The sequence below is a fragment of the Anaerocolumna sp. genome, assembly GCF_032079385.1.
Taxonomy (GTDB): domain Bacteria; phylum Bacillota; class Clostridia; order Lachnospirales; family Lachnospiraceae; genus Anaerocolumna.
The window spans coordinates 89,625-111,124 of sequence record NZ_DAMAUC010000014.1 but is presented as its reverse complement, the minus strand read 5'-3'; the positions used below and the strand labels follow the sequence as shown (position 1 = coordinate 111,124).

The window sequence follows — 21,500 nt, the reverse complement described above, 5'->3', positions numbered from 1 at the left end:
ACCCCTCGAAGACGACGAGGTAGATAGGTTAGAGGTGGAAGTGCAGTAATGTACGCAGCTGACTAATACTAATAGGTCGAGGGCTTGACCTAAAAACAAGTTTCATATGATATAAATTTGAAGTTGTTTATGGTATATGGATTAAATAAGATGTGAGTCTATAATAATTGAATGTGCAGTTTTGAATGTATAAGGGTAAAGACTATATAGCTGAAACAAGAGATCAGTTGTATAGTCTTTTTGTTATTTTAAAAGACTTGTAAAATTGAAGAACATGTTAAAGAAAAACTTTCTTACAACCAGATTTTTAAGCGAAATCATTTGAGTTCTATATTATATTAGCGCTTTATATTGCATTAATATTATATATTGCATTAATATTATATATTGCATTAATATTTTATAAACCCCTTTCTACTAGCAACTTTTATCAATCTGCTAATAGAAAGGGGTTTTTAATCCTTATTTATTGCTCCGGTATAAATTGTTCAAATATGAAGAAATCGAAGCATTTCTTGCTCTTATTTAATTCATTCTGAGAATTAATGGTCCACGCAAAGGTTGGAGTGCTGTATAATTTGCGGCATATAACCAGTGATAGCATATAATGATGAATGTGATTATAAGAAATAAAATCCGGTTTTGTAATAAAATTAAATAATAAATTTTGCAATATAAATTGCAGAACAGAACTTCCTTTTTCTTTATCTTTAATTAGATTACTGGCCAATTGTCCCCTCATAACGTCAGGACGGTTTTTACGGTACCATTGCAGTACTAATGGGTTAAAAGATTGAATACAATATTGCCCTTTATAGTTATCCAGTATCGGCGCTGCAATATTACATAAAGTAGTATTAATGGTTTCTACTTTAAATTCGATAATCAATGGAACTTGCCCATTCACCATATCTAATACCTCTTGTAGAGAAGGAATGGTTTCTTGGGATTGGCAAAGCTTTATTTTTTGTAATTCTTCAAAAGTAAGTTCGTTTACATTCTTATTAATACCACATACTCTGGTTAAGGAATAGTCATGAAATACTACCGGAATGTTATCTTTTGTAAGTTGAATATCTATTTCGATACCATATCCATGTTTAATAGCTAGCCTAAAAGCTTCCAGGGAGTTCTCCGGTGATTTGCTATTATCTTGATGAAGACCTCTATGTGCGTAAAGCCAGCCTTGCCAAGGCGTAAAATCATGTCGGTGAATTAACTTAGGTGCAATAGCTATCAGATACAGTATAGATAAGATAATAAGGATAACAAGTAAAATATAAATAAACATAATTCCTCCTGAGTAAATAAAACTAATATTTTAGTCAAATTCTTCTAATGTACTTGCCTTTCTTATAGGCTTTGAATCTCCATGCTTTACAAATAGCATAGTACAAAATGACAGTACGGAGAATACAAATGCGTATGGAAATAGTGTACGGTATGAAATTTTAAGAAAAGCACCGGACATAATCGGTGTTAATGTTTGTGCCAGCATGGAAAATATATAATATAATCCGGTGTATTTTCCTACATCGGAGCCACTGACCATTTCTACAACCATTGGATAAGAATTTACATTAATGGCTGCCCAGCCTATTCCTGTTACGGCAAATACAACATTAATAAGGGGTGAGTAGGTTATGAATAAAGTACCGCATAAATAAGAAACGGTAACTAATATAATACCACCAAGTATGGTTTTCTTTCTGCCAAATTTGCTGGAAAGAAAACCAATGGGTATGTAACTAATTGTAGCAGCGCCAGTAGCTACTATCAATGGATCTGCAAAACCACCGCCTTGTAAATTCCACACTTTCATAGTATATCGTGAGAAAGCTGTAATTACCGCGTTATATGCTGTAAACCATAAGAATATGGAAGCAAGTATAAAGAATAAGCTTTTCTTTACCTCCGGCGGAAGGGTTTTTGAATCTTCATTGATAGAAGAGACAGTTTCTACTTCCTCATTTGCTTCCTCATTGGTATTGGGTTCAGCCATTTCTTTTGCTAATGCATTCTCTCGAATATTAGCAACCAGTATAATAATGGCCACTACCATAACGATAGCAATTGCTAAGAAAGCCAAAGTATAATCAGGATGCTCTACTTTAGGAATTGTTAACTTAACCATAATTAAAGTGTAGATAGCACCCAAAGTACCCATAAGATTTATAACAGCATTTGCTTTACTCCTTAGAGGCTTTGGAGTTACATCCGGCATAAGGGCTACGGCAGGGGAGCGGTAAGATCCCATAGCTATTAGTACTACTCCTAATGATATGAAGAATAGCATAAAATTGTGCGTCTTATTTGCATATGGAATAAACATCATAAATAAGACCGCAAAAAGAGTACCCACAATAATAAATGGAGTCCGTTTGCCTAATTTTGTGTTGATTCTGTCGGAAAATGCACCAAATAGGGGTAATAAAAATAATGCCAGAACATTATCCAGGGCCATAATTACACCGGTTAATATTTCATCCAGGTGAAAAGTGTTGGATAATATCAAAGGAATAATATTATCGTAGAGCTGCCAAAAAGCACAGATTGATAAAAATGCAAAACCAATAAAAAAAGTACGTACATAATTAAGTCTCGTAGCTTTCAAAGGTACTCCTCCTTATTAAATTTTTATGACATAATTATATCACTTCTTTCATGCACAAACAATGGGTAAGGATAATCTTTACATGAATTAAATGATTATGGGGAATGAGAAAAACTTAAAAGGCAGAAGAGATATAGAAGTATAGGATTCGGGAATATGTAATGTACACTACAGCCCTCAGGACAGAAAGATGTCATTCTGTGAGCGGCTTATCTTGTTTAATTATGCTCAAAGAATCTACTTTTTAATAGATTCTTCGTCTTACAGGACCAGAATGACATTATAAGTATTAATTATTAAATTGTTAAGTTAATATTAGCTCGGTGTTAGAGGATTTTTTATATGTTTCATTAATCACAATGTATCCCCTGTTTTTTGTGCTGTTTCCAGTTCTATTTATTCTTGTGGAGCTGGATATTTTTCCGGATCTAAGGCATTATTAACTGCATCAATAATACCTTGACTTGAAACTGTAGCAGATGCAATAACGTCAACATCAGTTGAATTAGCTTCTACGATTTTATCAGGAAGCTGATCAATTGCATTGGTACCAATACCTTCGGTTTCTTTTTCACCAACAGCTTCAACAGAGATGATCTTATCTCCTTCTTTCTTAACAGTAACTGTGATTGGTCCACCAAACCCTTTACCGGTTCCTGTTAATGTTACTGCTTCATTAGAAGTTTCAGATGTTTTACCACCTTCAGTTCCTTTCTCGCCCTTTGAACACGCAACCATACTGGTAACTGCCACTAAACATAGTAGTGATAATAATACTTTTTTCATAAGCCCTCCTAAAGGTTCCTACAGTTTTTGAAAAAACTGTAAATATAATGTTTTAAGCGTCAAGTAATTAACAAACTTGATACTATATTATACCATATTCTGCATATAGGTCAATAATGTATAGTAAAAAAATAACCTTTTACATGATCTGAACAATAGAAATAAAGGGTAAGAACTCAAAGAAGCATAAGAAAATCAAAATATATGGAAATATATAAAGTATATCATCAGCTCAGGACATAAAAAAGTCATTCTGAGAGCAGCTTATATCACTTAATTATGCTCAAAGAATCTGCTTTTTCAAGAGATTCTTTCCCATATAGGCTCAGAATGACATTATTATTAATTATTTAATTGTTAAATCAATATTAGCACGATTTTCGAAGGATTTCTTAATTGCTCCGATAATATTACCATGACTGTCGTTTAGACTCATAGTAGCGCCGGATACTACATCAACTAACATTGCTTTTTCATCATCTGTTAATTTATCGTACTTAGCCTTGTCTTCTGCTTGGTCAGAGTCAGCTTTTAATGGTCTGCCGTTTAAATCAGAAGTGTATTTTGCAAACCATTCTTCAACTTCTGCTGCAGTCTTTCCAATGAAAAGTTTTTGGAAAGCATCCATTTGGGAAGCCCATGTTCCGGTACCCATTCTATATTCTTCTCCACGGTCTCTCTTTGTTACCCAGCTATTAATTTCAGCTAAGAATGTATCATCAGTAGCTGTAATTTGACCATCAACTTTGCCGTCATGATTCTCATCATTATTATAAGCCTGACCTGGGAATCCGGTAAAGTGAGGCATGCTTGCACCATCATAGTTAGGTGTTGCATATTCTAAAGTATCTACATATAAAGCAACGATTTTACCATCTTTATCAAATAGTGTATTTGCTAATACCTGACTTACACTATAAACTTGTGTATCTGTGTCATCTTTTCCAGGACCTACTCTAGGTGCACTTACAACTGCAAATCCTTGGGAAGCAGCAGCAGTGATATCTATACCAACGCGGTTTTCATAAGAATCTTTAATCGCTTCAATGATATTACCATGTCCATCGTTAAGACTCATAGTTGCGCCGGAAACAACATCAACTAGCATTGCTTTTTCATCATCTGTTAATTTTTCATATTTAGTCTGATCTTCTGGTTTATCAGAATCAGCTACTAAAGGTCTTCCATTAAGGTCGGAAGTATATTTTGTAAACCATTGTTCCACTTCTTCAACTGTCATTCCTACGAATACTTTTTCGTATGTATCCATTTCAGAAGCCCATGTTCCGGAATTCATACGATAAGCATCTCCGCGTTCTCTCTTTGTTACCCAGCCGTTTACTTCTGCTAAGAAGTTGTCATCTGTATCTTTTGTCTTACCCTCAACTTTGCCATCATGATTTTCATCATAATTATATCCACCTTGACCTGGGAAACCACTAAAATGAGGCATTCCATCTCCATCATAGTTAGGTGTTGCAACTTCTAGAACATCTACCTGAAGAGAAAGGATTTTACCCTCTTCATCAAATAAAGTATGAGCAAATACCTGGTTGATACTGTAAACTTGAGTATCTGTATCGTCTTTACCAGGGCCTAATCTACCCATATTAGAAACACCAAACCCTTGGAAAACTTTTGCAGCGGTAACTTCTTCTGGTTTTTCCGGTTCTTTGGATTCTTCCTGTGGAGCCGGATATTTTTCAGGATCTAAGGCATTATTAACTGCATCAATAATACCTTGGCTGGTAATAGTAGCAGATGTAACAACGTCAACTTCAGTAGAGTTTGCATCTACAATTTTATTAGGAAGTTGATCAAGTGCATTGGTACCGATTCCTTGTGTTTCTTTTTCGCCAACAGCATCAACAGAGATAATCTTATCTCCTTGTTTCTTAACAGTAACTGTGATTGGTCCTCCAAAACCTTTTCCTGTTCCTGTTAACGTTACAACTTCGTCATTAGAAGTTTCAGGTGTTTTACCCTCTTCAGTGCCCTTCTTGCCTTTGGAACATGCAACCATACTAGTTAGTGCAACTAAGCATAGTAAAGATAATAATACTTTTTTCATAAGCCCTCCTAAGATTTTTACAGCCTCTGGGTAAAGAACTGTAAATATAATGTTAAAACGTCAAGTAATTAACAAACTAGCAAGTACATTATACCATATTTTACATTCAGGTCAATAATCTGTAGTTAAAAAAATAACATTTTAATTAATAACCATTCATTTTTTTACATAATATGTAATGAAGAAATCCCATGGAAGGCTTTAATAAAAACCATAATACTAATTTTGCATTATTAAAAAATATTCTTTTTAACTGTTAAAACGCGGTCATATAAATCTCTGACAATTACCAATCTGCTTCGCTCACCACCTGATACATTTTTACCATTATCATAGAGTATGGCATTTAAACCATCTGAGAGATTATTAACAAATTCCCTTAATCCGCAAGTATCGATGGCTTCATTAACGTCTTTATCGGTATATTTCTTGTATAGCAATAAAGAGAAAAAATGAAAGAGAACAAATAATAAATGCTGTAAAATATTTTGTCCTGCCCTTGTAGGTTTTAACAAAATATTCTACAGCATTTTCTTTAACTGTATTCGAGGAGTGTAATTCAATGATGGAAAGTACAGCATAGTGAAGTGAATAACCATAAAGAATTGATATGTTAATTTCCAAGCTCAATACTAATTTCTGTAAATTTATCAAGAATATCATCTACTTTTAAATTTGTTTTTTCTTCACCGGATTTATCCATAATTACATTTCCCTGATGCATCATAATAAGGCGATTGCCATATTCAACAGCATAACGGAGATTGTGAGTTATCATAATAGTAGTTAACTTTTTGTCTTTTACAATTTTATCAGTTAATTCCATAATAAGCTCAGCTGTTTTTGGATCCAGAGCAGCAGTATGTTCATCCAGAATTAAGAATTCGATGGGTGCCATAGTAGACATGAGAAGAGACATGGCCTGCCTTTGCCCGCCGGATAGGGAGCCTACCGGTATACTTAATTTATCCTCAAGCCCAAGATTTAGAGAATGTAATAATTCACGGTAATAATCAATTCTGCTTTTAGTAGTACCCTTACGTAAATTAAAAGGCTTTCCTTTATTATCTGCCAAAGACATATTTTCTAAAATGGTCATATGGGGGCAGGTGCCCATGGAAGGATTCTGATAAACACGACCAATGTGACGGCCACGTTTGAACTCTGGAATATTACTGATATCTTTGTCGTTTATGATAATTCTACCGCTGTCAATGGGTATGCTGCCGCAAATAATATTAAGCAAAGATGTTTTTCCAGAACCATTACTTCCGACAACAGAAACAAATTCTTTGTCTTTAATAATTAGATTAAACTTGTCAAACAAACACATTTCATTAATCGTTCCGGGATTATAGTATTTATTTATATTACGTAATTCAAGCATTTGATTTCACCTTCCTTTTTCGCTCGTTACTTACTACCAGAATACCTAAGAATAGGATAGCGGTAATAAGCTTTAAATCGGAAGCTTCCATTCCAAAGGAAATAGCAAAGGAAACGCAAAGTTTATATAACAAAGAACCAATAATTACAGCAGTTGTTGTTTTGATAAAAGAAGCTCTTCTAAATAAATTGGTTCCAATGATTACGCTTGCAAGTCCAATGGTCATTGTACCGGTTCCCGTAGAGATTTCAAAGTAGCCGGACTTTTGAGAATACACAGCACCGGCCAGGGCAACAAAACCATTAGCCAAAGCCAGACCAATAATTTTTACTTTTCCTTTATCAATGGCAAGGGAAGTAACCAAGGTTGAATTATCACCAACGGCTCTTAATAAATAGCCGGATTTGGTATTCAAATAAAAGTCCAAAATTAATTTCATAATCAGTACTATAATAAATAAAATAATAACCGTAATATAAGGTTTTAAATTTTCAGGCATGTATTTTTCTAAAAAGCTATTTTCAAAGATGGTTTCTTTTGAAAAGATAGGTACGTTGGATGTACCTGCAATTCTTAAATTAATGGAATACAATGCTGTCATCATAATGATACCGGAAAATAAGTCCCTTACTCTTAGTTTTACGTGAATCAATCCGGAAATGGTTCCTGCCAAGGCACCAGCTAAGAAGGAGATAAACAGGGTTAATACAGGGTTTACACCTGCAATAATCAGCACTACGGCTACTGCACCTCCTAACGGGAAAGTCCCGTCTACCGACAAATCCGGAAAATCTAATATTTTATAGGTAATGTATACACCAAGTGCCATTATTGCATAAGCCAAGCCTTCTTCTAACACACCTAGAATTAAGTTAAATAAAAGTTCTATCATGTTTACCTCATTTCTGCGCTGTTTTTGCCATCTCCAATTTGTATCGTAGCTCAAACATAAACTTGCTGCAGTTATCCTGTTTACCTTATTATTCCGCTATGGTGCTAAACATTTCGGCGGCAGAACTTATTAAGTCCTGTGGTAAAGTGATTCCAAGATTCTCTGCAACAGAAGTATTACCATAAAAAGATGCTTCTTTAAATACTTCAAAATTCATATCACTTGCTTTGCTTTCACCTTTTAAAATTTTAGCTGCCATTTTGCCGGTTTTAACTCCCAGCTCATAATAGTTAAGTCCCATAGCAGCCAGACAGCCGATTTTTACTTGTTCTATTTCACTTCCGAACACCGGAATACCTTTTTTACCGGCTTTATTTAATATGGTTGGAAGAGAACTTACAACAGTGTTATCCGTTAAATTAGTGAGGCAATCAACTTTGCCCAATAAATTATCGGTTGCAAGTGGAATATCAGCAGGGGCGGATATTCCGCTTTCTATGATTTCAAAACCATAGTCCGCAGCTTTTTCTTTATATTCCTTAATTGCCGATATGGAGTTAACTTCACTGGTACTGTATAAAATACCGATTTTTTTCGCTTCTGGTAAAATGGAACGAATCATTTCAAGTTGTTGTTCAACGGGAAGTTTATCACTGGTTCCGGTAATTTCCCCGACAGGTGTACCGTCTTCCTTTGCTAACTCAGCTAAAATGGGGTCTGTTACTGCCGTAAATATAACTGGAGTATTTGCCTTCTTGGCAGCTCCATAAGCGCTTTGTGCCATAGGTGTAGCAATGGCTGCAATCAGGTCTGCCTTTTTAGCTATAAAGTTGGTGGAGATTTGGTTAGCAGTACCACCATTTGCCTGTGCATTTTCATATAGCACGGTTAAATTTTCTTTTTCTACAAAACCTTCTTCTGCTAATCCGGCCAAGAAACCTTCACGGCAGTTATCCAGGGAGCCATGTTCCGCAAACTGGGCGATTCCAATTGTTACTTTTCCATCTTCTTTTTTGCTGCATCCTGCAAACAAACTAAGTGCTAATACTAATACAATTACTAAAGAAATACTTTTTTTCATACTATCATTTCCTTTCATTATTAAGTTTTTCTCTCATCTTTCGGATTAATACTTAATAAGTGAATATGTTTGATTTCGCTTAATTTGTATTAGTCAATTCAGTGATTTTTATTCATAAAAAAAGCCCCAAGTATAAAATATACTTGAGACGAATAAAATCCGCGGTACCACTCAATTTGACATAAGTCCACTTTATCATATACAAACATATATGCCATATAATAACGGTTATGGTTTCCGTCAACGCCTACTATTAGTTCGGGTTGCCCTCAAAAGTCCATTCAGCTAAAAACTCCATATCGCATTCCACCAACTGCGACTCTCTGTAATGTTGTATTAAAGCTTACTCTTCTTTCTCAAAGGTTTCACTTATTAATTAAAGTTATTGTAATACGGAGATTCAAATTTGTCAATGATATATTTTTAAATAATTCGAAGGAAAAACTTGCACTATTTTATACCTATATGAATAAACTGAATTAAGAATAAGGATTATTTAATCCAGGTAAATTCAGGAGACCAAATGGATAACGTTAATAGAATAAATAGTCAAACAAATGTTGGTTTACCTTACGATGATATTAGCTGGTTTGATATAGAGGGGCAGCCATTCGGGGCGGCTTCTCAATATAATGTTATTGTGCTTCAAGATGCCAATAACATTGTAGACATTACAGGTAATATGGCAGTAGGAAGAAACTTTTCCAGCCCAAGAGGATTGACCGTCGGTTTTGGAAAAGACGGAAGACTTACCCAGGGTGAATATACACCGGATGGGGTAAGATTTTTAGTTGGTGGAAATACAGCAATAAGAGGCCCTTTAGTAGTAGGCGGCCATGTTATGGGAGGCGGAAACTTTAATGTCGCCAAAGGAAGTACTTATTTAATAGGAAAAGATGGTACACCTAATCAGCTTGAAGAATTAAAGTTTTTATATGAAGCAGCAGGGGGAAGCCCTTATTGGGCACCGACAGATAAGGGAAATCATTATTTAATTTCCAGTTATGATGTTCCTCGTTTTATTCCTTCAAGAAGAGTGAATGCAAATGTGCAGGCATTCTTCCAAGATGCAAGAGAAAGTCTTATGAACAGTAAGAATTGTATAGCCAACCTGCCTGTAAATGGTACCGTTGTAGATAACTTCCATGAATGGGTCCTTCGTGGAACAGATCCACAACAAAACGTATTTCTCATTGACGCAAGGCCAAATGGAGTGTTAAACAAGGGAATACGAGCTGAAGTGCCGGAAGGCAGTACAGTAATTGTAAAAATAAGAACCGGTAATCAAGCTCACCTTCAATATGGATTAGTTGGAGAAGAAAGACGGGCTGATCGTACTTTGTATGTATTTGAAGATGCAACAGATATTCATATGGAAGTACCAGCGGCAATATGGGGAAGCATATTAGCACCACAAGCTACATTTCATGCACATCCTACAGGTGGTAATGTAAATGGTAATGCAGCATTTAACTCTTTTGCAGTAAGCGCAGGAAGCGGATTTGAATTCCATGCCCTGCCATTTAGAGGAAGAGTTATATGTAGAGAATTAGCACCAGCACCAGCGCCCGCCCCCGCACCTGCACCAGCTCCCGCACCGGCCCCTGCACCTGCACCAGCCTGTCCGGAATGTCCTACACCAGCACCATGTCCACAACCGCAGCCATGTCCACAACCACAGTCATGTCCGGAACCACCGCCATGCCCGGCACCCCGTCCATGTCCGGAACCACCACCATGTCCAGAGTGCCCAGCACCCCGTCCATGTCCGGAACCACCGCCATGTCCAACATGTCCGGCACCACGCCCATGTCCAGAACCACCGCCATGTCCAGCATGTCCGGAGCCACGTCCATGTCCGGAACCACTGCCATGTCCTGAGTGTCCGGTACCTCGCCCGTGTCCACCATGTCCAGCATGCCCGGAACCGCGCCCATGCCCACCATGTCCGGAATGCCCGGTATGCCCTGAACCAACGAGAGAAATAGAGTTTATTCCATTCCCTGTTCCAAGAGTATGTCCGGAATGTCCGGAACCGCAGCCGTGTCCGCCATGCCCACCATGCCCGGCACCACGCCCATGTCCACCATGCCCGACATGTCCGCCATGCCCGCCATGTGAGGAATGCCTGATTGAACCGGGAATTATATATGGATGTATCTGGGGATGCAATTGCTGTAAATGCCATGAATGGGAAATTAAATTATTTGAATTATATGATAACACGAAAACGCTGCTCTACTGTGATACTATAGCATATTGCGGATGCTTTGAATTCGAGGTTCCATATGATGGAAGCTATATATTAGAGATATGTCCGGCAGCTCATTATAAAAAATCAGATAAATGTAAGCCAATCGTTACTTTGAAAAACGTTGGTGTTCGTAACTTTATGTTGGAATAGATAATAGATATAGGCTTTTAGAACAAAAGATTAATATAGGCACTGTAGATTTTTATGAGGGTTAGGTATATTTTATAAAAAAGAGACTGTTTCATTTTAGAGACAGTCTCTTTGTGCGATATTTTTTTAAGTTAATAACTCTGCTATGGTCATAAGCAATGGAATAGAGCCTAAGGAAAATATAGTTGTTATGGCGAATAATTCCGATGCATATAAAGCATTTTTATCAAATCTAAGGGCAAATAAAGTACCTGTTGCAGCAGCAGGACAAGCAGCTGCAAGTATGGCGGTAATTAGTAAAGGCTTATCAATAGAAAATCTACTATAGAGCAGCAGCAACAATAGAGGTATTATTAATAATTTAATCAAAGTTGTATAATACACTCTAAACTTAGTAAAGGCTTTTGTAATCTGAGTCTGCCCAATCGTCACACCTGCTACAAGCATAGCTAAAGGTGTATTAAGACCGGCAACATATGTAAAAGCTTCTAATATAGCAGCAGGAAATTGAATTTGAATCATAAATAATACGAAACCTAAGATCGTAGCAAAAATAGTAGGTGACATTAACATCTTAATGGTTGTTTTTTTATCTTGTTTTCCGGCAATCATAACAATTCCATGGGTCCAGATAAGAATATTAAAAATAGTCATATAAGCTGTTAGATAAAAGACTCCTTCACTTCCATAAATACCATTTACCAAGGGAATGCCCATAAATCCACAGTTAGAATATATTGCAGAAAAACGTTCAATTGCCACATCTGAATTCATTGGATTTTCATTTTCTCTATCTGAATTTCTCCCCTTAAAGAATAAAGGCCTTTTTCTTAATAATACATAAGAAACTAAGATAGCTACGGCATGGGTAATAGCTGCTAAAAGTAAAGAAATAAGTAATCCATGGAGTAATTCTTTGGTAAACTCTCTTTGATATGAAATAAAAATAACAAGGGGATTTACTAACATTAATAAAAGATTTGACAACTGTTTGTTGGTTTCTGAGTCAATCAGCTTAATTTTATAACAGATAAAGCCAATTAAGACGATGATAAACATGATTACAATTTGATTTAATGAAATACTACTAACAGACATGATTTAATTACTCCTGACACTTTAATTACTCTTTATTAACAGTTAAAGGCTCTAATATTTACCAAATCTAATATCTGATACTATCAAATATTGTTTTGAAAGTCAAATTCGTTAAAAGCGAATTTGAAATTATGAGAATCAGATTAACTTATATAGAACTTTCTTATAAATTCAAAATAAAAAACCCTTGAAAATCAAGGGTTTTAACTGGGCTACAAGGATTCGAACCTTGAAATGCTGGAGTCAGAGTCCAGTGCCTTACCGTTTGGCGATAGCCCATTATTTGATTCGATTGGCGGCTACTTCATAGCCACGAATGATATTATAACAAATGCTGTTCCACTTTTCAAGCATTATTTTTAAAATTATTAATATTATTGACCATACTATTTTAACCCATTTTAAAGGTATTTATGAAGATATAAAAAAATATAATTATTTTCATTGTTATACTTGACTATTATTATCCAGTATGTTAAAGTGACGTTGTAGATATTGCATAAAGAAAATTATGGAACGGAGGATAAAGTTCTGATAATTACACGAGAAACCGATTATGCTCTTCGAATCTTTCGTGCACTTTTGAATGGGGAACTGGTTACAACAGGGGATTTGTGTGAAAAAGAATCCATTCCGAAACAATTTGCTTATAAAATATTAAAGAAGTTGGAGCGGGCCGGACTTGTCCAGATTACCCGGGGGGTAGATGGAGGCAGTCGGCTAATTGCGGATCTTAAAAACGTAAGCTTGTACGACTTAATAGAAATTGTGGAATCTAAAAAGCTTATCAGTTCCTGTCTGAATCCTGAATATCAGTGTTCCTTACACCAGAACCGTACTTTTAAATGTACGATTCATAAACATCTGATCCAGATTCAAGATGTAGTTGATTTAGAATTACAAAAACACAGTTTACATCAAATCTTATCAAAAGACGAAGGATAACGTAATGCGTACCACTTTATTTGTATATAATTTTATACACATAAAGTGGGTATAGAGCTACGGAAACATATCTACAACAAATCTGTTAAAATACTAACAATATTGTAATATGCACCACTTTATATGTGCTAATTTTTTTTGCGCGTAAAGTGGATGAAAATTGTCAAGTATTAAACTAATCTATCTATAAAGAGTAATCTATTATATTAAGGCTAATCAATATTACCAAGCTAATCAATATTACTGAGGCTAATCAATATTACTAAAGCTAATCATTTTACTAAGACTAACTATTTTATTAAGGCTAATCAATATTACTAAAGCTAATCATTTTACTAAGACTAATCTATTTTTATTAAGGCTAATCAGTTTTACTAAGGCTAATCTATTTTTATTAAGACTAATCTATTTATTCATAAGTAATCCCATTAAAATGTATTCTATTATGAATACAACAAAGATATTATTAAGCATTTAAATAGTTTTAAAATCAGGCTGATTATTCCGAGGCAGCCTGAAAGTGCGGAAGTTTTGGAAGAGGAATAATTTTTTACATATAAAGTGGATGAATTTTATCAAGTATTAAAAAACTATTCTCTTTTATATCAATAACATCCTGCCAATTAATATATTCTGTTTATAAATTCCATACGAGGAGTTTGTAAACATAAAATATAAAATTTAAAAGTAAAACAAGGAGGAAGTAGTATGTTATTTAAAACCACGGCAGATCATGAAGATTTGCGAGCAAAAATCCGGGAGTTTGCAGAAGCGGAAGTGAAACCTTTAGCTTTTTTGCTGGACAAAGAAAGTGAATTTCCCACAGATGCTATCCAGAAGCTGGGTGAAATGGGATACATGGGTATCCCCTATTCGAAGGAATATGGCGGCATGGGCTTAGATATCATCAGCTATGCCATTGCTGTTGAGGAACTTTCCCGTGTAGACGGCGGCACTGGTGTTATCCTTTCTGCCCATACTTCCCTTGGCAGTTGGCCAATATTTGCTTACGGTACAGAAGAACAAAAGCAGAAATATCTTGTACCACTAGCCAAAGGAGAGAAGATAGGTGCATTCGGACTTACAGAACCCAATGCTGGAAGCGATGCCGGCGGAACAGAAACAACTGCGGAACTGGAAGGTGATTACTATATCTTAAATGGTGGAAAGATCTTTATTACTAATGCCGACAAAGCAGATACCTATGTAGTTTTTGCCATGACGGATCCGGATTATGGAATACATGGTATCAGCGCTTTCATCGTTGAAAAAGGTTGGGAGGGATTCACTTTTGGTGACCATTACGACAAACTTGGAATTCGTTCTTCCTCCACTGCAGAATTAATCTTTAATAATGTAAAAGTTCCAAAAGAAAATCTGCTGGGCAAAGAGGGAGAAGGATTTAAGATTGCTATGAGCACCCTTGACGGTGGACGTATTGGAATTGCAGCACAAGCTTTAGGTATTGCACAAGGAGCTTATGAGAATGCCCTGGAGTATTCGAAAGAACGTGTACAGTTTGGTAAACCTATTTGCCAGCAGCAGATTATTGCTTTTAAATTAGCAGATATGGCTACGAAGCTTCGTGCTGCAAGGCTATTAATCTACAGTGCCGCCGAACTGAAAGAATACCATGAACCATATAGTATGGAGGCTGCTATGGCAAAACAATATGCCTCCGATGTATGCTTAGAAATTGTAAATGATGCCCTTCAAATATTTGGCGGCAATGGTTATCTGAAAGGTATGGAAGTGGAAAGAGCTTACCGTGATGCTAAAATCTGTACCATTTATGAAGGTACTAACGAGATTCAGAGAGTAGTTATTGCCTCCCATATTATTGGTAAAATGCCGAAAAATCAGACTCTTAGGGGAGCAAAACCAGGTCCGGCAACCGGTGTCCGAAAAAAGATGATTATCAAAGACGGTACTCCTGCAGAACGTGTAGCCGCATTAGTAGAATCCCTCGTTAAAGATGGATATGACTTTACAGTAGGTATTGATATGGATACCCCTATTGTCAAAGCAGAAAGAGTGGTTAGTGCAGGTAAAGGAATTGGTGAAAAAGAGAACATGGACTTGATAAAGGCTCTTGCTGTTCAGGCTGGTGCAGCCCTTGGATCTTCTCGCCCGGTAGCAGAAACCCTGCATTATCTACCTCTAAATCGATATGTGGGTATGTCCGGGCAGAAATTTAATGGCAATCTTTATATTGCATGTGGTATCTCCGGTGCAGGCCAGCATTTGAAAGGAATTAAGGATGCGTCTACTATAGTTGCAATTAACAATAATCCCAATGCACCTATCTTTAAGAATTGTGATTACGGTATTGTTGGAGACTTAATGGAAATTGTTCCATTGCTGACTCAGGCCCTGGATAATGGAGAACCAAAGAAACCTGCTCCACCTATGAAGAAGATGAAACGTGCAGTTCCAAAGAAAGTGGCACCTTCTTGGAAACATTATGTCTGCAATGGATGTGGATACGAGTATGACCCTGGTATAGGTGATGTTGAAAATGAAATATATCCGGGAACCTTATTCGATAAACTTCCGGAAGAATGGATCTGTCCGGAATGTGGTGAAGAAAAAGACCAATTTATAGAGGTATAAATAAGAAAGAAAAACATTGTTAAGGAGGATTGAACATGTATTGTGTAAGAAATGTAACGGAAGATCTCTATTGGGTGGGAGCAAATGATCACCGCCTTGCCTTATTTGAAAATATTCATCCTATCCCCAGAGGAGTTTCCTATAATTCATATTTACTATTAGACAAAAAAACAGTGCTGTTTGATACAGTAGACTGGTCTGTTTGCAGACAATTTTTAGAAAACATTGAAAAGCTTTTAGATGGGAGACAATTGGATTATCTTGTTATTAACCACATGGAACCAGATCACGGAGCGTCGATAGAAGAAATTCTCTTACGCTATCCTAAGGCTAAAGTCGTTAGTACAGAAAAAGCTTTTATGCTTATGCACCAGTTCGGTTTCCAGGTTGACGGACGTATGCTTGAGGTGAAAGAAGGAGACACCATGTCCTTTGGGAAGCATGAGGTAGTCTTCGTATCCGCACCTATGGTTCACTGGCCGGAGGCTATGGTAACTTTTGATACTACAAACGGTGTTTTATTCTCCGCAGACGCCTTTGGCTCTTTCGGCGCTTTAGATGGCAAGCTTTTTAATGACGAGGTAAACTTTGATCGTGACTGGATTGACGATGCAAGACGTTACTTTACAAATATTGTTGGAAAATACGGGACTCATGTTCAGGCTCTTCTTAAAAAGGCAGGTACAATTGATATTAAAATCATTTGTCCGTTGCACGGACCTGTTTGGCGCTCTGATTTAGGATATTTCTTAGATAAATATGACAAATGGAGCAGATATGAGCCGGAAGAAAAGGGCGTCATGATTGTATATGCTTCCATGTATGGCAATACAGAAAGTGCTGCCGGTGCGCTAGCCTCCAGTCTTGTGGAAAAAGGCATAACAAACGTTGTAATGTATGATGTATCCAATACTCATGTGTCTACCCTGATTTCGGAAACTTTCCGTCTCAGCCACGTAGTACTTGCTTCCGTTACATACAATCTTGGGATGTATCCACTGATTCATAATTATCTTATGGACATGAAGGCATTGAATCTTCAAAAACGTACCTTTGCCATACTGGAGAATGGTTCCTGGGCCTGCAAATCAGGAACTTTAATTCATGACTTTTTAGACAATGAAATGAAAGAAATTAATATCCTGGATGAAAAGATTACATTAAACTCATCTATGAACGAGGATAATCTTCCGGAAATGGATGCCCTTGTTGACAGCATTATTACTTCCATAAATAAATTATAAATAGACTACCCATAACAACACAAACATACACCCGGGGCTGTTACAAATGATTAGTTTTAATCAGGTGAAACAGCTCCTTTTAATAAACGTATATCAAAGTTCTATGATTAAAAGCCACGAAACAGTGGGAAATGGAGGAGAATATGACTAAAAAAGTAGTATTGGCAGGAGCATGCCGTACAGCTGTTGGTAAAATGGGAGGTGCTCTATCAGATATACCGGCAGCAGATTTGGGAGCTGTTGTTATAAAAGAAGCGCTTAAAAGATCAGGAGTAGACCCGGAGCAAGTGGACGAAATTCTTATGGGCTGCGTACTTCAGGCAGCACAAGGGCAGAATATAGCACGACAGGCAGCACTTAAGGCCGGGATACCCATAGAAAAACCAGCTTTAACAGTAAATAATGTATGCGGCTCCGGTTTAAAATGTGTAAACATGGCAGCAGCAATGATTATGGCAGGAGAAGCAGATATCGTAGTAGCAGGGGGAATGGAGAATATGTCCATGGCTCCTTATGCTCTGACAAAAGCCCGTTACGGCTACCGTATGAATAATGCAGCCATGATAGACACCATGGTTAATGATGGATTGTGGGATGTAATGCATGATTATCATATGGGTATTACGGCAGAAAATGTTGCTGAAAAATATAATATAAGCCGTGAAGCACAGGATGAATTTGCAGCCTGGTCCCAGCAAAAGTGTGAAAAGGCAATGATTCAAGGTGTATTTAAAGATGAAATTGTGCCGGTAGAAATAAAGACTAAAAAAGAAACCATTATCTTTGATACAGACGAAGGCCCCAGAAATGGAGTTACGGCAGAAAGCCTTGGAAAACTGAAACCGGCATTTAAAGCAGGGGGAACCGTTACAGCCGGTAATGCTTCAGGAATTAATGACGGCGCAGCAGCAATAGTAGTTATGAGCCAGGAAAAAGCAAAAGAACTTGGAATCAAACCAATGGCAACATGGGTAGTTGGTACATCAGCGGGAGTGGATCCCTCAATTATGGGTATAGGCCCTATCGAATCCACAAGAAAAGCTTTGAATAAATCCAATTTAAAAATGGAGCAAATAGACCTGGTAGAGGCAAATGAAGCCTTTGCTGCACAAGCTTTAGCAGTAGATAAAGAACTTCATTTTGATCATAATAAACTGAATGTAAATGGTGGAGCAATTGCTCTTGGTCATCCGGTGGGAGCTTCCGGATGCAGGATTTTAGTTACCTTACTCTATGAAATGCAAAGAAGAAAAGATGCCAGACTGGGTCTTGCTACTTTATGCGTTGGTGGAGGAATGGGCGTTTCTGCAATCGTAAAGAAAGAAGAATAGAGAATTAAAAAAGTAAGTGAAAGGAAGTGCTTTATGGAATTTGTTACATATGGGGAGCAAAATAATATATCTATTATCACTATCAATCGTACCAAAGCATTAAATGCGCTAAATACAGCTGTTTTAAAAGAATTGGATAAAGTACTTGACGAAATAGATCAGGATAGGATCAGAGCCGTTATTATTACCGGTTCAGGTGATAAAGCTTTTGTAGCAGGGGCTGACATTAGTGAAATGCATAAACTTACAAAAGCAGAAGGTGAAACTTTTGGTAGAACCGGTAATGAGGTATTCAGAAAAATAGAGACTTTTCCAAGCCCTGTAATAGCGGCTGTAAACGGATATGCCCTTGGGGGCGGATGTGAACTTGCAATGAGCTGTGACATTAGAATATGCTCAGAAAATGCTGTATTTGGGCAGCCGGAAACAGGACTTGGAATTATTCCCGGATTTGGAGGAACCCAAAGATTGGCACGCTTGATAAGTGTGGGAAAAGCCAAGGAAATGATTTATACAGCAGGCAATATAAAATCAGCGGAGGCCTATAGAATAGGTTTAATAAATGGAGTATATCCTCAAGAGGAACTTATGGAACAGGCTTTAAAAATGGCTTCTAAAATTGCTAAAAATGCCCCCATCGCTGTCCGAGCAGCAAAAAAAGCAATAAATAATGGGTTGCAGACGGATATGGACGGCGGAATCAAAATAGAAGAAGCATTATTTGGAAGTTGTTTCGAAACGGAAGATCAAAAAGAAGGTATGGCTGCTTTTTTGGAAAAAAGAAAGGCAACGGCTTTTATAAACAAATAATTTTAAAAGAAGCTATAGAGCCGGAGTTGATCCGGGTTAATATAATATTTTTTCAACCAATATTTGTACAATGAAAAATTGTTATCTTATTAAAAAGGCGCTAATACGCCGGAATAGAGGTTTATTATGAAAATAGGTGTTATCGGTGCAGGAACGATGGGTTCCGGTATTGCACAGGCATTTGCAGGCACAGAAGGCTATTCCGTTGTTTTATGTGATATCAATAATGAATTTGCTGAGAATGGAAAACAAAAAATTGCAAAATCATTACAGGGACGGGTTCTAAAAGGAAAAATGGAGCAAAGTGCAGCGGATGCAGTTTTAAATAAAATTACTACAGGTACAAAAGACTTGTGCACAGATTGTGATTTAATTATAGAAGTGGCATTAGAAGATATAAATGTGAAAAAACAAACCTTTAAAGAGTTACAGGAAATATGCAGGCCTGACACTATATTTGCAACCAATACCTCCTCCCTTTCAATCACTGAAATTGGAAAGGGACTGGACAGACCGGTTGTAGGCATGCACTTCTTCAATCCGGCTCCTGTTATGAAGCTTGTTGAAGTAATTGCCGGTTTAAATACTCCGGATGAACTGGCAGAGAAAATTAAGACCATCGCAGAAGACCTTGGTAAAACACCGGTTCAAATAAAAGAGGGTCCGGGATTTGTTGTAAACCGAATATTAATTCCAATGATTAATGAGGCAGTTGGAATTTATGCAGAAGGTCTGGCTTCTGCAGAAGATATTGATACGGCTATGAAACTGGGTGCTAATCATCCCATGGGACCTTTAGCTTTAGGAGATCTAATTGGACTGGATATTGTACTTTCCATTATGGAAGTTCTTCAAAGAGAAACAGGAGATCCCAAATACCGTCCAAATCCATTATTAAAGAAAATGGTCCGGGGAGGTAAGTTAGGGGTAAAAACCGGAGAAGGATTTTATAATTACGGCAAATAAGTACCGGGCAGATTAATAAGTTAGCTGTGTTTAAAAAGAAAATGAGTGAATACAGACTAACTTATTAACATGCATAAAAATATAGTTTGGAGGAATGGATATGGATTTTACCTTAAGTAAAGAGCATGAGATGGCTAGAAATCTATTCAGAGAATTTGCCCAGAAGGAAGTAAAACCTCTTGCCAGAGAAATAGATGAAACCGAAGCTTTTCCAAAAGAAACAGTGGAGAAAATGAAAAAATTCGGGTTTCTAGGAATTCCAATTTCCAAAGAAGACGGTGGACAGGGGTGCGATACATTAACTTATGTATTATGCGTTGAAGAATTAGCAAAAGTCTGTGGCACTACAAGTGTAATTGTTTCCGCTCATACCTCACTATGTTCTGATCCACTTAGAAAATTTGGTACGAAAGAACAGAAGGAAAAATTTTTAAAACCACTTGCTAGAGGTGAAAAATTAGGAGCATTTGGATTAACAGAACCCAATGCCGGAACCGATGCGGCAGGACAGCAGACAAAGGCAGTTTTAGCTGGAGATGAATATATTCTGAATGGTTCTAAAATATTTATTACCAACGGTAAAGAAGCGGATACCTATATTATCTTTGCAATGACAGATAAATCTAAGGGAACCAGGGGGATATCCGCCTTTATCGTTGAAAAGGGTACGCCTGGATTTGCTTTTGGTACAAAGGAGAAGAAAATGGGAATTCGTGGCTCAGCCACCTATGAATTAACTTTCACAGATTGTAGAATTCCAAAAGACAACTTGCTTGGAGAAGAGGGTAAAGGATTTGTTATTGCCATGCAGACGCTGGATGGAGGAAGAATTGGTATTGCTGCACAAGCCCTTGGACTTGCAGCTGGAGCTTTGGAAACTACCATAGCTTATGTTAAGGAAAGAAAACAATTCGGTAAACCAATTTCTAAATTTCAGAATACCCAGTTCCAAATTGCAGATATGGCCACCAAAGTAGAAGCAGCCAGAATGCTGGTTTATAAAGCGGCTATGGCCAAAGATACACAGAAGACATTTTCATTAGAAGCAGCCATGGCTAAATTATATGCATCAGAAGTAGCAAGTGAGGTTACAAGTAAGGCGGTTCAGCTTCATGGGGGATATGGATATACAAGAGAATATGATGTGGAACGAATGATGCGTGATGCTAAGATTACGGAAATTTACGAAGGTACCTCGGAAGTACAGCGCATGGTTATATCCGGAAACTTATTATAAATATATTCATAAAAGGGAGTG

The 21,500-nt window shown here is 37.0% G+C and carries 17 protein-coding genes, 1 tRNA gene, 1 rRNA gene and 1 other annotated feature; of the genes, 9 read left to right on the top strand and 10 right to left on the bottom strand.

The features are described from left to right. Positions 1-92: ribosomal RNA gene (locus tag RT261_RS12890) — 23S ribosomal RNA — on the top strand; the annotation flags it as partial. Between the two features lie 374 nt (positions 93-466). Here the strand turns inward: RT261_RS12890 and RT261_RS12885 are convergent. The 8 genes from RT261_RS12885 to RT261_RS12850 all read right to left on the bottom strand — a co-directional run bounded on the left by RT261_RS12885 (position 467) and on the right by RT261_RS12850 (position 8,831). Next, entirely contained in the window at positions 467-1,291 is an 825-nt protein-coding gene (locus tag RT261_RS12885; RefSeq protein ID WP_313133042.1) for a glycerophosphodiester phosphodiesterase family protein, read from the bottom strand. Positions 1,292-1,321: 30 nt separating this feature from the next. Then, positions 1,322-2,614 (bottom strand): MFS transporter, encoded by a 1,293-nt coding sequence (locus tag RT261_RS12880; protein ID WP_313133041.1) that lies wholly within the window; start codon positions 2,612-2,614, stop codon positions 1,322-1,324. A gap of 396 nt (positions 2,615-3,010) precedes the next feature. Beyond that, positions 3,011-3,400: an FMN-binding protein gene (locus tag RT261_RS12875; protein ID WP_313133039.1), complete on the bottom strand. Its 390-nt coding sequence runs from the start codon at positions 3,398-3,400 to the stop codon at positions 3,011-3,013. A 346-nt stretch (positions 3,401-3,746) separates the two neighbouring features. Continuing rightward, a complete protein-coding gene (locus RT261_RS12870) occupies positions 3,747-5,471 on the bottom strand; it encodes an FMN-binding protein (RefSeq protein ID WP_313133037.1) in 1,725 nt (574 codons plus the stop codon). 233 nt (positions 5,472-5,704) lie between these two features. Then, positions 5,705-5,986 carry a hypothetical protein gene (locus tag RT261_RS12865; RefSeq protein ID WP_313133036.1) on the bottom strand — a complete coding sequence of 94 codons (282 nt, stop codon included), beginning with the start codon at positions 5,984-5,986 and terminating at the stop codon, positions 5,705-5,707. Positions 5,987-6,084: 98 nt separating this feature from the next. Then, positions 6,085-6,858 (bottom strand): ABC transporter ATP-binding protein, encoded by a 774-nt coding sequence (locus RT261_RS12860; protein ID WP_313133034.1) that lies wholly within the window; start codon positions 6,856-6,858, stop codon positions 6,085-6,087. Further along, entirely contained in the window at positions 6,851-7,750 is a 900-nt protein-coding gene (locus RT261_RS12855; RefSeq protein ID WP_313133033.1) for an ABC transporter permease, read from the bottom strand. The genes RT261_RS12860 and RT261_RS12855 overlap by 8 nt, the downstream gene beginning before the upstream one ends. 88 nt (positions 7,751-7,838) lie before the next feature. Beyond that, positions 7,839-8,831, bottom strand: a complete 993-nt coding sequence (locus RT261_RS12850) for an ABC transporter substrate-binding protein (RefSeq protein WP_313133031.1) — start codon at positions 8,829-8,831, stop codon at positions 7,839-7,841. Positions 8,832-8,972: 141 nt separating this feature from the next. After that, positions 8,973-9,200, bottom strand: a binding site (T-box leader). Between the two features lie 154 nt (positions 9,201-9,354). Between RT261_RS12850 and RT261_RS12845 the strand changes: the two genes are divergently transcribed. Beyond that, entirely contained in the window at positions 9,355-11,235 is a 1,881-nt protein-coding gene (locus RT261_RS12845) for a collagen-binding domain-containing protein (RefSeq protein WP_313133030.1), read from the top strand. A 126-nt stretch (positions 11,236-11,361) separates the two neighbouring features. Here the strand turns inward: RT261_RS12845 and RT261_RS12840 are convergent, their stop codons facing one another. Beyond that, positions 11,362-12,333, bottom strand: coding sequence for an AEC family transporter (locus tag RT261_RS12840; RefSeq protein ID WP_313133029.1), 972 nt, complete (start codon positions 12,331-12,333; stop codon positions 11,362-11,364). Positions 12,334-12,540: 207 nt separating this feature from the next. Further along, positions 12,541-12,612: transfer RNA gene (locus RT261_RS12835), tRNA-Gln, on the bottom strand. A 216-nt stretch (positions 12,613-12,828) separates the two neighbouring features. Between RT261_RS12835 and RT261_RS12830 the strand changes: the two genes are divergently transcribed. From RT261_RS12830 to RT261_RS12800, 7 genes are all read left to right on the top strand, one after another. Beyond that, complete coding sequence (locus RT261_RS12830) at positions 12,829-13,278, top strand: RrF2 family transcriptional regulator (RefSeq protein ID WP_313133028.1); 450 nt, start codon at positions 12,829-12,831, stop codon at positions 13,276-13,278. A 708-nt stretch (positions 13,279-13,986) separates the two neighbouring features. Next, positions 13,987-15,891 carry an acyl-CoA dehydrogenase family protein gene (locus RT261_RS12825; protein ID WP_313133027.1) on the top strand — a complete coding sequence of 635 codons (1,905 nt, stop codon included), beginning with the start codon at positions 13,987-13,989 and terminating at the stop codon, positions 15,889-15,891. A gap of 35 nt (positions 15,892-15,926) precedes the next feature. Then, on the top strand, positions 15,927-17,135 hold the full coding sequence (locus RT261_RS12820) for an FprA family A-type flavoprotein (RefSeq protein WP_313133025.1): 1,209 nt from the start codon (positions 15,927-15,929) through the stop codon (positions 17,133-17,135). 143 nt (positions 17,136-17,278) lie between these two features. Then, a complete protein-coding gene (locus RT261_RS12815; protein ID WP_313133024.1) occupies positions 17,279-18,466 on the top strand; it encodes an acetyl-CoA C-acetyltransferase in 1,188 nt (395 codons plus the stop codon). A 33-nt stretch (positions 18,467-18,499) separates the two neighbouring features. Then, a complete protein-coding gene (locus tag RT261_RS12810; RefSeq protein WP_313133022.1) occupies positions 18,500-19,276 on the top strand; it encodes an enoyl-CoA hydratase-related protein in 777 nt (258 codons plus the stop codon). Between the two features lie 126 nt (positions 19,277-19,402). After that, positions 19,403-20,242, top strand: coding sequence for a 3-hydroxyacyl-CoA dehydrogenase family protein (locus tag RT261_RS12805; RefSeq protein ID WP_313133021.1), 840 nt, complete (start codon positions 19,403-19,405; stop codon positions 20,240-20,242). Between the two features lie 100 nt (positions 20,243-20,342). After that, positions 20,343-21,479 (top strand): acyl-CoA dehydrogenase, encoded by a 1,137-nt coding sequence (locus tag RT261_RS12800; RefSeq protein WP_313133019.1) that lies wholly within the window; start codon positions 20,343-20,345, stop codon positions 21,477-21,479. Positions 21,480-21,500 lie beyond the last annotated feature (21 nt).